The sequence below is a fragment of the Aerococcus sp. UMB1112A genome (genome assembly GCF_030230715.1).
Lineage (GTDB): Bacteria > Bacillota > Bacilli > Lactobacillales > Aerococcaceae > Aerococcus.
Window position 1 is genome coordinate 112,270 of sequence record NZ_JASPDS010000003.1, and the last position, 14,621, is coordinate 126,890.

Sequence of the window (14,621 nt, forward strand, 5' to 3'; positions counted from 1 at the left end):
TCCTTAAGAAATTACTTTAAGTTCTTTTCGCCAGATAGTCAATTAATGCGCTTCGTAATTGGGCTTCTTCCTTACCCTCCCGCATCATCAGCTGGGTTAGGGCTTCTTCCACCGGCATGCCTTCATAGAGAATAGCGTAGAGAGCATTGGTAATGGGCATATCGACACCCAAGTCAGCCGCTAATTCATATGCCGCCTTGGTGGTTGGAATCCCTTCGACGACCATACCCATCTTAGCTTCTACTTCTTCAGGGCTAGCTCCCTGAGCAATCTGGTTGCCGGCCCGCCAATTCCGAGAGTGGACGCTGTTACAGGTTACAATGAGGTCGCCCACCCCGCTTAAGCCAGAAAAAGTTAGAGGATCTGCACCCATAGCCAGGCCCAAGCGGGTAATTTCGGCTAAACCACGTGTGATCAAGGCTGCCTTGGTGTTATCCCCATAGTTTAAGCCATCTACCCCGCCGGCCGCGACCGCAATAATATTCTTCAGGGCCCCACCCAATTCCACACCGATACAGTCAGTGTTGGTATAAACCCGGAAATAGCGGTTGAGGAAGACGGCTTGGACTTCCTTGGCCGCTTCTAAGTCTTGGCTCGCTGCTGTGATCGTTGTGATATGGCGGACAGCCACCTCTTCTGCATGACTTGGTCCAGACAGTGCCACGATGCCACGGTAGTCGCAGTCTTCTAGGACTTCTTCGATAATTTGACTGATCCGCAAATGGCTGCCTTGTTCCAAGCCCTTAGAAGCATGGAGGATAAGCGGCGGCTTGTCTGCTTCCGAAGTTTGATCAGAAGCTAAAACTTCCTTCACTTGTTGACTGACAGACCGGATAGCCTTGGTCGGCACCACAAAGCAGACCATATCAGCTTGCTTGAGTGCCTCGCTTAGATCCGTCGTCACTAAGATATCCTCAGCCAGGTGCAGGTCGGGCAGGTAGCCAGCATTAATCCGGGTCTGACGGATCTCTTCTGCTTGCTTTGCATCAATGGTCCAGAGCCGAACCTGGTGTTGGTTGTCATTTAATACCATGGCTAGAGCCGACCCCCAAGAGCCAGCGCCTAGTACAGCAACACGATAACTTTGCATTTAGTTCTCCTCCGTTTTCTTCTGTTCAATCGCATAGAGACTCGCTTCCTGGTAGGGAGTGGGAGCTTTTTTCCAGCGCCGCCAGATAATTGCGCCTAGGCCAATAAGCACCAAGACTAAGGATAAGACTTGAGAGACACGGAAGGGGCCCCAATAGAGGCTATCTGTCCGCAGCCCCTCAATAAGGAAGCGTCCGATCCCATACCAGATCAAGTAGAGGAAGGTCGTCTCCCCTACTCTCAGTCTGCCCCTAATATTACGTAAATACAAGAGAACCGCAACCCCTAAAAGGTTCCATAATGACTCGTAAAGAAAGGTCGGATGGTAGTAAACCCCGTCGATCTGCATACCTTCCACAATAAAATCAGGTAAGTGGAGGCGGTCACGAAGAAATTCTACCGACACGGGGCCTCCATGGGCCTCCTGGTTAACAAAATTTCCCCAGCGACCAATAGCTTGGGCAAGCAGGAGGTAAGGAGCCATCACGTCCGTCAAAAGCAGGAAGCGCCAGCCCTTAGACCGACAATAAAGGTAAATAGTCAATAGGGCTGCTAAAACTCCCCCATAGATGGCAATCCCACCATTCCAAATTTGGATAATCTCATCCAAGTGCTGGCTATAATAATCCCATTCAAAGATCACATAATACAGTCTGGCTCCGATAAAGCCAATGGGAATGGCCCATACCAAGACATCTAAAATTAAATCCTCAGACCAGCCCCGCCGCTTAATTTCACGGCTACCCAATTGAATAGCTAAAAGGATTCCACCAGCTATGATAATCCCATACCAACGAATGGGCCAGCCAAATAGCTCGAAAGCGACGGGATCAATGGCTGCTAAAACATAGTCACTCAACATATTATCCTTCCTCTTGGCTGTTAGTTTCGATTAAATGCGTCAAACGATCCTCAAATTCCTTGGCAGAATTATAGCCAAGATCATTGGCTCGGAAATTCATGGCGGCCACTTCGACGATGCTCGAAATATTCCGCCCCATCTGAACCGGAACAGTAATCTTAGCCACCTTCACTCCAAAGATATCCTCCTCTTCGGCAGCGGTTCCCAAACGGTCATACTTGTCCCCTTTGTGCCAGAGTTTCAACTGGATAATCAAGTTCACCTGCTGCTTCTGGCGAACAGCTCCTGCGCCGTAGAGGGTCATAATATTAATAATACCCAGGCCCCGAATTTCCATCATGTTTTCAAGAATAGCGGGTGCCTCCCCCATAATTGTATACTCATCTCTTTGATAGAGTTCAACCCGATCATCGGCAACCAGGCGGTGTCCATTCTTAACCAGCTCGAGGGCAGCTTCCGACTTACCAACGCCACTCTCGCCCATAATGAGCACACCTAAACCATAAACCTCAACAAAGACGCCATGGCGCGAGGTACGGGTTGCCAAACGTTCCTGAAGATAGGTCGTCAGACGAGAAGAGAGGTGGGTGGTCGAGGTATTGATTCCAATCACCGGAATATGGTTTTCATTAGCTGCCTGGATCACCTCATACTCCGGCCGCAAGTCGCGAGAAAAAACAAAGACCGGTGTCTTATCCCGGGCCAGACGCCGCATCACCAATAAACGTTCTTCACTGGTCATCTTGCTCATAAAAGAATGCTCATTGCGGCCAAAAAGTTGGATCCGTTCTTCAGGATAATAATTAAAATAACCGGTCAATTCCAATCCCGGGCGTGAAATATCTGATACTATGATCTCTCGATCTAGATAGTCCTCGCCAGAAATAATATTCATCTTGAGTGCCTCTACTAGCTCACGAACTGTAACTACCGCCATGTAGAACTCCTTCCATCCTTCGCATCAATGCTGTTTTTCTCCTATTTTACCATAGATTCCCCCAAGAAGCTTCACCGACATCAAGGACCGCTCCTTAGGCAGGCAAAGAAAATAAAAAAGAAGCTGAAACAAATTAGCTTCTTTTTGTTATAGGTTAAAAGTCATTCCAATTTTCCTGTTGATCATCATCAATGTGTTCCGCTTCTTTAATGCGTCCAAAACCTCGGGGGTGGCGGTGGGTTTTCTCAGCTTTGCGCTTAAAAGGCTTTCCTTCACTTGGAATCAAATAAGCCGCCACGATGTAGATCAGGATGAGGAAGGGATTGAAGAAAGTGAAGATGGCGTAAAGCCAGCGAATAAGGGTTGAGCTGACGCCAAAATAAGCTGCCAGGCCCCCTAGTAAGCCGGTTAGAACGCGGTCTGTTTTGGATCTTCTTAATTTTTTTGTCATGATTAGCCTCCTATTGCTTAGCCTCTGCCTTCAACCAGATATCTCCAGAAACGGATGACAGGTTGATTTGGGCAGGGCGTGTCTCGCCTAAATAATATATGCTCTTCGCTTGGTTAAAGCGAGAATCAGCCAAGGTTTCTACCTTAAAGCTTTCTTGCCGCCAACGTATTGTCCCATTATTGGAACGCAGGTCAGCATTCAAACTCGTTGCTGGGTTGACATTGAGCTTGACATCTCCCGAAGTGGTCTGGCAGTTAACGGTCTCTAAGTCTGGGCTTGTCACCGTCAACCGCAAGTTCCCATTCAGGGTGTCCATGGCCAGCTCGCGAACCTCTCCAATAAAGCGCTGGTCCCCATTGGCTGTCTGCGCATCCAGATGGTCAAAGGCAACTTGGTCCAAGACCACTAAACCATTCTTGGTATTCACCCGGCCACTGTTTGCCTGGCACTCAGCGACCCGGATATCCCCATCAATGGTATAAAGATCCAGGCTTTCCGCTTCTAAACCAGTCAGCTGGATGCCTCCTAATAAACTCCTAAAATTCAATTGGCTGAATTTTACTTTGGGCAGGCGCAAGCGGATATTAGTAGACAGCAGGCGGTTATTTAATTCAAAACGTAAACATCCGCCTTGGTTTTCAATCAGGGTTCTTTTTCTAAAGGCCTCTTCAACGCTTTCTTCCTGGTACTTACCTAGGATAGTCCCTGTCACTAAGACTTCCACCTGGTCGATCTCGGCGACTTCAACCAGAATATCTCCCTTAGAGATTGAAAAATCAAAATCCTTGGCGATCTCGTCAAAAGTAAAGCGCTCCTCAAATTGCCGGGTGACTAAGTGGGGACGGGGGATTCCCGACCGGCCCCTGTCAAAGTGAACCGTTCCTTCAACGGCCGTCTTAAGGTCCTTGAACATTTGCCCCAAGCCTGATTTCTCTTCCTGGTCGGTCTTTGCTTTTGGCTCCTCTACTGGCTCGTCTGCTGAGTCGTTATTTGATTGACTAGCTTGGTCCCGCAAGCAAGCCAATTCTGCTTTAAGACCCTTGATCTCTTCTTCTAAGGCCAACTTGGACTCCGCTTCGTCCGCTGATTCAGCCAACCCCAGTTCTTCTAAGGCAGCCTCCTTGACATCTAATTCAGCTTCTAATTTTTCTTCGCGATCTAAATAGTAATTTTTCAGAATAGCTTGGGCTAAGTCATCCTGGCCTTGGTCTTCATAGAATTCCGCCAAGGCTTGTGCTTCTTCAAATGAGAGGCCCTGCTTCTGCTTTTGGCTATCACTTTCTTTAGCTTGGCGCTGTTCTAAAAGCACCAAGGCTTCTTCTCGACTGAGTAAACCTTCTTGAACTAATTTCAATATCCGTTGTTTGTCCTCACTCATCGTGTCGCCTCCTTGTTTATCTTGACCCTATTATCTCAATTTTTTCAAGCTTTAGCATAGGCCCTGAGATGTATTTATCCAGTAAGCCCCCGAAAGGCACAGCGGCTGCCTGCTGGACTGGCTGTCACTGCCAATTGAACTGGCAGCTCCTGCTTCAATTCCTCCACATGGGAAATAATCGCAATCAAGCGGCCACTGGCTTCCTGGAGCTCAATCAAGGTATCCATAGCCTGGTGGAGGGACTCTTCATCTAAGCTGCCAAAGCCTTCATCAATGAAGAGGGTCGAAATTTCTATCCCGCCTGCATGGTTTTGAATTACATCGCTTAAGGCTAGGGCCAGGGAGAGTGAAGCCTTAAAGCTCTCACCCCCTGATAGGGACTGGACGCTGCGGCTGCTACCGGAATAATAATCCATTACTGCCAAGTCTAAACCCTTAGCAGCTATCCCCCCCTTGTCTGTGTGGTCTCGCAAGAACTGGTAGCGACCGCTCGTCATCTGCTTAAAGCGTCGATTGGCCTGCTGGATGATCTGATCAAAGTAATAAGCTAAGATATAGCGCTCAAAAGAAATACGTTGGCTGCCTGACCGTGTCCCGTTAGCGACTTCAGCAAGTAAGACCAATTCCCCGTAATGTTGGGATTGAGCTTGGTAGCGGGCTAAGCGGGCACTGAAGGCCTGGTCGAGCTGATCTAGGCGGGCCAGCTGGGTCAAGCGACTATCCCGGAATTTTTGTTCTTTTTGAACTTGATCGCTTACTTCCTTGAGACGGGCTTGAGTTTGGTCAAGGTCTAGAGTCTCCTCCCTAGTAGCCAAGGCTTGACGGTTCTTGGCTATTTGTTGGTCCAGAGCATAACGGTCTTGTTCATAATTTCGCCAAAATTTCTCCACAGCTGACCAATCTTTATCCGCACGGTGGTAGGTAGAAAGGTCTTCGGCCGTGAGATCAAAATCGGCTAGGCTAGCCTGGAAGTGCGACCAGCCCTCTTGGTAACGCTGGTCTTGCCGTCCCAGGCTCTCTTCCAAGCCATCTTTTTGTGCTTTTAAGCGAACCACTTGGTCACTTGCTGCTTGGAAGCTGGCTTGAGCTTTTTGATAGGCCTCTTTTACCTTTTGAATTTTCTGTTCAAGTTCTTTTTCAGCAGCCAGGAGGGCATCCATTTCCTGGTAGTTTAGCTGGGCAGCCAAAGCCTGCATGTCCTCTTTTAAGTCCTTATACTGACTTTCCTGGTTATCCAAACGTTCCCTGAGCTGACCTTCTTCTTGTTTGACCGCAACTTGTTTTGCTTGGTAGGTCACGAGATCTTCTTGGACCTGGTCATAGTCCCTTTGGCGCTGGGCTTGGGCCTTCTCTTTGGCTAATAGCTGGTCCGCTTGGTCTTTTAGGCGACGGTCTTCTTCTGACAAGTCAGAGGAGAAGCCCCCTTCTTTTGCCTGGTCTTCCAGCTGGTTTATAAGCTGCTGAAATTCTTTTTGGGCATAGCCCAGCTGGCTACCCAGCTGGGTCAAATCCTGGTAGGCCTGGCGCTCCTCAGTTTCTAAACTGGCTATATCTGGCACCGGCCCCTCTTGGTCACTTGTCCCTTCATAAGGTACTGGATGGTCCAAGCTCCCACAAAGCGGACAAGCCTGGCCAGGGACTAAGTCAGCCGCTAACTTGCCCAGATAATCCGCTTGTTCCCTGAGCCGGCCTGCCTCAAGCGCCGACTGAGTCTGCCGCCAAGTCTCTTGAGCTGCTTGGTAGGCTAGCTCAAGCTGGCTAAACTGGTCTGCCTGCTCCTGCTTACTTGCCATTAAGTGGCGGTAAGTCGCATAAGCTGCCTGCTTATTTTCCAATTGGTAGCGCTCCTTAAGCAAGTCGTCAGGATTCAACCAGTGAGCCTGGATCTGCTGAGCTTTTTCTTTAGCTAGGTCAATCTTTTGCTCAAGCCTTGCTTGGTTTTCCTGAAGGGCAAGAAGTTTCTTTTGACTCGCCTGGATGGATTGGTCAAGTGCTTGGATATTTTCCCGTTTTTTCAACCAGGACTTTAAGTCATGTTCCTCCAAACGCATCTGGGCCAGCTCTTCCTCCCAGTCGTCGACTTGGGCATAGGAGTCTTGACTGGCTTCTAAGCTGCTTTGAGCAGCTTCTTTAGCGGCCTGGTATCGGCTAGCTTCTGCTTCGACTTCCCCCAGCCGCTTTCTTTCCTGGCTAATGACTTCCGCCAATTGTTCCAAATCAGCTTGATTCTTAGCTAGGGGCCGCGTTTTTTGATAGAAGTCCCAGTCCGCTTTGGCCTTATGATAGACCGAAGACTTTTGGTCTAGGTCAGCTTGTACTTGGGCCAAGCGGTCCGCTTCTTTTAAGCGTTCTAAATGTTGGTTTAGCGCCTGACTTTCTGCTTGCCCATCTCCGATCTTCTTTTCCGCTGCCTTAACACTTGCTCGCTGGTCTTCCAAAGCCTCCGCCACTTGGTCCCCAAAAGAGGCGAAATCTTCTTGATTAGCAGCTTCTCTTAAAGCTTCTTGACTCGCTTCATCTAACAAGTCCAGGATAGCCGCTTGATCCTCTTTAAGGGCTTGGTAGTCTTGGCCCATTTCTTTCTCTAAAGTTTGTTTCTTGGCTAGGAGGTCATCCTGGAAGTTTTTAAGCTGGTAGGTCGTAAAAATCTTGCGGAAGATGACCTCTTTTTCACGGCTAGGGGCCTCTAATAGCTGCTTAAATTCACCCTGGGGGAGCATCACAATTTGTCGGAACTGGTCGACACTGAGGCCTAATAGTTCTTCTAGGGCCTGGTTAGCTTCTTGGGTCTTTTGGAAGACACGGTCCCCTCGGTCGAAAGTTACATTTGCCTTCAGATTAATCGGGCGTTGGGTTTTAGGACTGGGGCCCTTTTGCTGGGGGATGCGTTTAACGGAATAAGTCTTTCCGCCAAGTTCAAAGCTCAAATAAACATAGGACAGTTCATGGTCACTAGCTAAGTCTGATTTGAGCTCAGCCTCCTGGCGCGAACTGCCGCTGGTCTTCCCATAGAGGGCATAGACAATGGCATCGAATATGGTCGTCTTACCAGCGCCAGTAGGGCCTGTAATTAGGAAAAGCTGGGTCTGGCCTAGGTCCCGGAAATCAATCTGCATCCGCTCACGATAGGGGCCAAAAGCTTGCATCTCTAATATAATCGGTTTCATTAGTCACGTACCTCCTCTCCTCTGCCTTGGGCCTCAGCCATGACTTGCTTAACCACTTGCTCTTGGTAAGCCGTCAAGACCTGACCCGTTTGATCTTCATAAAACTCGGCAAAGACCTGGCCTAAAGCTTCTTTTTGCTGGGCCTGGTAACCCGTTTCAGATTGTGGTTGATCGACTTCTAGGGCCGAGTAGGTCAAGGCCATAATGTGGGGATAGACTTTGCGCAAGCGTACCATCGCTTCATGGACAGGCTGGGCATCGGTCAATTCCACATAGAGGTAGTCATCGGACTGGTCGGCCATTAAGTCTTCAAAAGTCCCCTTTATCTGCCGCAAATCATATTTAGGATGGATGGGATGGGGGGTAACGGTCAAGTCTTCCTTGGTCAGATCAACTTCCAAAAAGACCTTCCGCTGACGGGCTTCCGATTTTGAGTATTTTAAGGGAGAGCCGCTGTAGTAGATATGCTGGTTCTTAACAAACTGGCGGCCGTGCAAGTGCCCTAGGGCGACATAGTCAAAATCCTCAAAGAGATCAGCAGGCACATAGGCAGAGTTCCCCATGCTCAGGGGACGCTCAGACTCTGTATGCTCTAAATCTGCCCCCGCCTCGTCCAAATCGACATTGGTTACATAGCCATGGAAGACTAAGAGGTTGAGGCGGTCAGGTTGCCAGTCCCCCGCTTTAATGGTTTGGATTTGAGCCGCTAGCGCATCGGCCATCGAGCGGATTGTCTGGTCAGGGTATAACTTTTGGATTTGACCATAGTCACTGTAGGGCAGAAGATAAACATCGGCCTCTTCCAGACAGACACGGCGGATTTCTTTTTTAACCATCCCCTCTAGGTACAGACCCTCCTTTTCTAAGATAGCAGAAGCATAGTCGATCCGCTCCCCGCTATCATGGTTGCCCGAGATAATACAAATAGGGCAAGCGATTTCTTCCGACATCTGGGTCAATAATTGATTGCACAGGTGGACACTCTCGCGATTAGGAAGCGACCGATCATAAAGATCCCCCGCAATAATCACAAGATCGGGCTCCATCTCTGCTACCTGACTGATCCATGCCGTTAAAACTTCCGCCTGGTCATCGAGCAGACTTCTTTCGTTGATCACTTTTCCGATATGCCAATCGGAAGTATGGATAATTTTCATATGGACTCCTCACTCGGTGAAAAAGAGGCTGGTAAATTCGTCCACCCTCTTTGACACAACTTATTCATTTTCCAGCAATGGTTTTAGGTATTGACCGGTGTAGGAAGCTTCCACTTGGGCCACTTCCTCAGGGGTCCCGCAAGCAACGAGCTGGCCACCCTTTTCACCGCCTTCTGGTCCCAAGTCAACAATATAATCAGCAGTTTTAATCACATCTAGATTATGTTCAATAATAATCACCGTGTTCCCCGCATCCACTAGACGCTGGAGGACCTCTAAGAGACGCTTAATATCATGACTATGTAAGCCGGTCGTTGGTTCATCAAGGATATAGACCGTCTTCCCTGTCGCCACGCGCTGGAGCTCACTAGCTAATTTCATCCGTTGGGCTTCACCACCGGAAAGCGAAGGCGCAGGTTGACCCAGGCTAACATAGCCCAAGCCTACATCCACCATGGTCTGCAATTTACGCTTGATCTTTGGCACCGCAGAGAAGAAGTCCAAAGCTTCCTCAGCCCGCATGTCCAAGACCTCCGCAATATTCTTTCCTTTATAAGTGACTTCCAAGGTCTCCGCATTGTAGCGGGTCCCCTTGCAGAGCTCGCAAGGCACATAGACATCTGGCAAGAAGTGCATTTCTACCTTAAGGATACCGTCACCCTTGCAGGCCTCACAGCGCCCTCCTTTGACATTAAAGGAGAAGCGTCCCTTATTGTAGCCACGGATCTTCGCCTCATTGGTTTGGGCAAAGAGTTCCCGAATATCGTCGAAAACAGAGGTATAGGTCGCTGGATTCGACCGGGGTGTCCGGCCGATTGGACTCTGGTCAATATCAATAATCTTGTCTAGGCCCTCATAACCAGAAACACTATCTGCCTTGCCGGGATGAATTTGTGCCCGGTTGAGGTCGCGCGTCAAGGTTTTCTTAAGGACTTCGTTGATCAGCGAACTCTTACCCGAGCCAGAAACGCCAGTCACGACATCCAAACGCCCAATAGGTAGGCGGACATCGATCCCTTTCAGGTTATTCTGGCGGGCGCCCTTAATCTCTAGCCAGCCTTTATCTTCCTGACGACGTTCGGATGGGACTTCAATGGCCAGGTCCCCACTCAGATAGCGGCCTGTCAGCGAATCAGGATTTTGAGCCACTTCTTGGGGTGTGCCGCTAGCCACGACTTCTCCCCCGTGCTCACCAGCACCTGGTCCCATATCGATAAGATAATCCGCTGCCCACATGGTCTCCTCGTCGTGTTCCACTACGATGAGGGTATTCCCTAAATCACGCATTCTCTGCAGAGAACGGATCAGGCGGTCATTGTCTCTTTGATGGAGGCCTATCGAAGGCTCATCTAGGACATACATGATACCCGATAGGTTAGATCCAATCTGGGTAGCCAAACGAATACGTTGGGCTTCCCCACCCGATAAGCTGCCAGCTGAACGATCGAGTGTTAAATAATCAAGGCCAACTTCTTGTAAGAAACCCAGCCGAGACCGTAATTCTTCAAGAATAGGTTCAGCAATTTCACTATCCTGTTCCCCCAAGTGGAGTTGCTTAAAGAAGTGGATCGTTTTCTCAATCGGCATGGCCGTTACTTCGGCTATATCCTCACCTTCGACCTTGACACAGAGGGCTCGCTCATTCAAGCGTTTGCCATGGCACTTGTCACAAGGCAATTCGGCCAGGTATTGCCGCATATTGTCGCGCACCATATTGGAGGAACTGTTATGGTAACGCCGGCTGACATTATTAGCGACTCCTTCAAAGGTCATATCCTTATCTTGGACCTTGCCAAAGTCATTAACATAGTGAAAATGGAAGGTCTCATCCTTAGAGCCATAGAGCAATAAGTCCCTCTGCTCTTCTGTCAGGTCTTCAAAAGCTTTGTCGAAAGGAATATCAAAGGCTTCCGCTGCTTGTTTTAAGAGGGTAGGATAGTAGCCTGACCAATTAGAATTCCAAGCCTGAATGGCGCCCTCTTCTAGACTTTTGGACGGATCAGGTACCAGTAAGTCCAAGTCAACCACCAATTTCTGCCCCAAACCATCGCATACTTCACAACGTCCATAGGGTGCATTGAAAGAAAAGAGTCGAGGTTCCAGTTCCCCTACGGTAAAGCCACACAGGGGGCAGGCATAATGCTCAGAAAAAAGGATCTCTTCCCCATCAATGATATCCAAAAGGGCATAGCCATCCGTTAGGCGGAGGGCGGTCTCCAAAGAATCTGCTAAACGCGTCCGGATACCGTCCTTAATGACTAAACGATCAATCACAATATTAATATTATGTTTCTGATTTTTATTCAGTTCTGGAATGTCCTCGATATCATAGAGCTCGCCATCAATTTGAACCCGGACATAGCCCTGCTGTTGGATCTTTTCTAGCAAACGTTTATGCTGGCCCTTCTTGCCGTAAACCACTGGTGCCATGACCTGGACGCGGGTTCTCTCTTCCAAGGACTCCGCCCGCTCAATCATCTGGTCAATGGACTGACTAGCAATCGGTGTCCCATCATTGGGACAGATGGGGTGGCCTACCCGGGCATAGAGTAAACGTAGGTAGTCGTTCACTTCCGTAATCGTTCCTACAGTCGACCGAGGATTTCGGTTGGTTGTCTTCTGGTCAATTGAGATAGCGGGACTCAGCCCATCGATACTATCAACATCTGCTTTACGAGAATTCCCTAAGAATTGACGAGCGAAGGCTGACAGGCTTTCAATATAACGGCGCTGTCCCTCCGCATAGAGCGTATCGAAAGCTAGAGAAGACTTTCCCGAACCTGATAAGCCTGTTACAACGACCATTTCATTGCGTGGAATTTCAACATCAATATTTTTTAAATTGTGAGAACGCGCCCCACGAACCACTATTTCATCTCTCACAGACTTCACTCTTTCTTTGACAATTTATCCATGTATACAAACAAGTGTTCTAATTCATTATAGCATGGATCAAAGGAATTAACTATATTATACTCCACGCCCCATTCTAAAGCTTTCCTAGTCGATTCTCAAATGATTTGCAAAAAAATAAGCCGGACTCGAGGTCCGGCTGGATAAAATATAATTTGATTAACCAAAACGTCCTGCAACATAATCGGCTGTCTGCTCGTTATTTGGATTATTGAAGATTTGTTCGGTTGGTCCGAATTCAATAATCCGTGAATGACCAGGCGCTCGATCAGGGTCAGCATAGAAGAATGCTGTATAATCAGATACCCGGGCTGCTTGCTGCATATTGTGGGTTACGATAACAATAGTATATTTTTCTTTCAACTCTTGAACAAGTTCTTCAATCTTAAGGGTTGAAATTGGGTCCAAAGCTGAAGTTGGTTCATCCATCAGTAAGATTTCAGGTTTTACTGCAAGGGCACGTGCGATACATACCCGTTGCTGCTGACCACCAGAAATCGCTAAACCAGACTTGTTAAGGTCGTCTTTGACTTCATCCCAGATGGCAGCCCCTTTAAGAGAAGTTTCCACGATTTCATCTAATTCTGCCTTATCTGTAGTCCCGTGAGTCCGTGGCCCATAAGCTACATTGTCATAGATGCTCATAGGGAAGGGGTTAGGTTGTTGGAAAACCATCCCCACCCGTTTTCTCAAGTGGTTAACATTGACATCCTTGGCATAGATATCCTTACCATCTAAAGCAATCTCACCTGTAATTTTGCAACCTTCAATTAAATCATTCATACGATTTAAACTCTTTAAGAAGGTTGATTTCCCTGAACCTGATGGGCCGATTAAGGCGGTTACCTGTTTTTCATAAATATCCATATCGATATCTTCCAAGGCTTGGAAATTGCCATAAAATAGGCTCATATTCCGAGCAGTCATTGTTACTTTGTGTTCTTCTGCCATTTTATTTTTGTCCCCCTTGAGCTCCTAATTTATTGGATAACCAAGTCGATAATCCGTTGATAATTAATACAAATAATAGTAAGACCACACCTGTTGCCATGGCTTGGTCACGGTGCAAGCCTTCTGTTGATAAAATATACATGTGTAAGGCCAGTGTCCGACCAGATGCAAATAAGCTATCGGGCAAGCTAGTTGCGGTCCCTAAGGTGTACATAAGAGCCGCCGTTTCCCCAACAATCCGTCCAATCGCTAAGATAATACCGGATAGGATACCAGGCATAGCCACTGGTAAAACGATCTTGAAGATGGTCCGTAGTTTACCAGCCCCTAAACCAAAGCTCCCTTCACGCATCTTATCGCTGACAGACATCAAACCTTCTTCGGTATTCCGAATAATTAATGGAAGGACCATAACCGCCATGGTCAAGATACCTGCTAGTAATGAATATTGGAAGCCAGCAGCAATAACAAAGGCTAGCATCCCGAACAAACCATAAACAATGGATGGAACCCCTGATAAGGTATCAGAAGCTACCCGAATGGCTTCTACCCATTTATTATTCTTACCAGCATATTCAATCAAATAAAAACCAGCGAATACCCCCAAAGGTACAGCAATTAACAAGGCACCTAGGATCACATAAATAGTTGTGATAATGGCGGGCATCATCGACACATTATCAGTTGTATACTCAAAGGCAAAAAGGTCTGCTGATAGGTAAGGAATCCCGTTAATTAACACATAGCCGATAATATAGATAAGCCAAGCAAAAGTTACGATAGTAAAGAAATAGGTTAGGTACTTTAATGCTTTATCCATTAGCCTTGCACGCCTCCTTTGCGTTTAACAACTGCTAAGATCCCGTTGATCATTAGGACGATGACAAAGAGTACAGCCCCAGTTGCAATGAGAGCGCTCCGGTGGTCGCCAGATGCATAGGCCATTTCTAACATAATGTTAGCTGTCATGGTCCGGGTCCCTTGGAAAAGACCTTTAGGGAAGACAGCTGCGTTCCCGGCTACCATGATAACCGCCATGGTTTCGCCGACAGCCCGGCCAATCCCCATAATAACGGAGGCCAGAATCCCCGAGCGAGCAGCTGGTACCATAATGCGGTAGGCTGTCCGGTCGTGAGTTGCCCCTAAACCAACAGAAGCTTGGTAATAGGACTTAGGAACCGCACGCAAGGATGATTCAGACATGGTAATAATAGTCGGTAAGATCATAATACCCAAAACTAGGCCAGCTGTAAATACACTCATCCCGCTGGAAGGAATTCCCATCGACCGAACTGTCTTACGGATAATCGGAACTAAAACCACCAAACCGAAGTAACCATAGACGATGGATGGAATCCCAGCCATCAAGTTGACCCCTGGTTTAAGGATTTTATGCAATTTGTCAGGGCAGTAGAAAGCCATAAAGACTGCTGTAAAAATGCCTGTCGGAACTCCAAACAAAATAGCCAGGCAGGTTACATAGAAAGATCCAACCAGCATTGGAGCAATCCCATAGATATCATTAGTTGGCTTCCAAGTATCACCAAACAGAAAGCTTCCCAGCCCATAGTCAGCTAAGAAAGGAATACTGCGTGCAAAAATGAAGTAGCAAATTGCTGCTAAAGCAAAGATAGACAGCAAGGCGCAGATGAAGAAAATCCACTTCATTACGACTTCAAGTGTATTATTTTGATTCATTGCTTTCTCCTCTAAAAT

11 protein-coding genes are annotated in these 14,621 nt (G+C 47.8%); all 11 read right to left on the bottom strand.

Annotated features, from left to right (window positions below; genetic code table 11):
* Positions 1-16: 16 nt before the first annotated feature.
* The 11 genes from QP860_RS02710 to pstC all read right to left on the bottom strand — a co-directional run bounded on the left by QP860_RS02710 (position 17) and on the right by pstC (position 14,603).
* Complete coding sequence (locus QP860_RS02710; RefSeq protein ID WP_070616479.1) at positions 17-1,090, bottom strand: NAD(P)H-dependent glycerol-3-phosphate dehydrogenase; 1,074 nt, start codon at positions 1,088-1,090, stop codon at positions 17-19.
* Positions 1,091-1,951: a prolipoprotein diacylglyceryl transferase gene (gene lgt / locus QP860_RS02715; protein WP_070616477.1), complete on the bottom strand. Its 861-nt coding sequence runs from the start codon at positions 1,949-1,951 to the stop codon at positions 1,091-1,093.
* 1 nt (position 1,952) lies between these two features.
* On the bottom strand, positions 1,953-2,888 hold the full coding sequence (gene hprK, locus QP860_RS02720) for an HPr(Ser) kinase/phosphatase (protein ID WP_070616475.1): 936 nt from the start codon (positions 2,886-2,888) through the stop codon (positions 1,953-1,955).
* A 154-nt stretch (positions 2,889-3,042) separates the two neighbouring features.
* Positions 3,043-3,339 (bottom strand): PspC domain-containing protein, encoded by a 297-nt coding sequence (locus QP860_RS02725; RefSeq protein WP_070616473.1) that lies wholly within the window; start codon positions 3,337-3,339, stop codon positions 3,043-3,045.
* 10 nt (positions 3,340-3,349) lie between these two features.
* Entirely contained in the window at positions 3,350-4,717 is a 1,368-nt protein-coding gene (locus QP860_RS02730) for a DUF4097 family beta strand repeat-containing protein (protein WP_070616471.1), read from the bottom strand.
* A 74-nt stretch (positions 4,718-4,791) separates the two neighbouring features.
* On the bottom strand, positions 4,792-7,884 hold the full coding sequence (locus QP860_RS02735; RefSeq protein WP_070616469.1) for an AAA family ATPase: 3,093 nt from the start codon (positions 7,882-7,884) through the stop codon (positions 4,792-4,794).
* Positions 7,884-9,041 carry an exonuclease SbcCD subunit D gene (locus tag QP860_RS02740; protein WP_284912143.1) on the bottom strand — a complete coding sequence of 386 codons (1,158 nt, stop codon included), beginning with the start codon at positions 9,039-9,041 and terminating at the stop codon, positions 7,884-7,886. The genes QP860_RS02735 and QP860_RS02740 overlap by 1 nt, the downstream gene beginning before the upstream one ends.
* A 60-nt stretch (positions 9,042-9,101) precedes the next feature.
* Positions 9,102-11,924, bottom strand: a complete 2,823-nt coding sequence (gene uvrA, locus QP860_RS02745; RefSeq protein ID WP_070616465.1) for an excinuclease ABC subunit UvrA — start codon at positions 11,922-11,924, stop codon at positions 9,102-9,104.
* A 189-nt stretch (positions 11,925-12,113) separates the two neighbouring features.
* Positions 12,114-12,905 carry a phosphate ABC transporter ATP-binding protein PstB gene (pstB, locus tag QP860_RS02750; protein ID WP_070616463.1) on the bottom strand — a complete coding sequence of 264 codons (792 nt, stop codon included), beginning with the start codon at positions 12,903-12,905 and terminating at the stop codon, positions 12,114-12,116.
* A 1-nt stretch (position 12,906) separates the two neighbouring features.
* On the bottom strand, positions 12,907-13,725 hold the full coding sequence (gene pstA / locus QP860_RS02755) for a phosphate ABC transporter permease PstA (protein ID WP_070616460.1): 819 nt from the start codon (positions 13,723-13,725) through the stop codon (positions 12,907-12,909).
* Positions 13,725-14,603 carry a phosphate ABC transporter permease subunit PstC gene (gene pstC, locus QP860_RS02760; protein WP_067974634.1) on the bottom strand — a complete coding sequence of 293 codons (879 nt, stop codon included), beginning with the start codon at positions 14,601-14,603 and terminating at the stop codon, positions 13,725-13,727. The genes pstA and pstC overlap by 1 nt, the downstream gene beginning before the upstream one ends.
* Positions 14,604-14,621 lie beyond the last annotated feature (18 nt).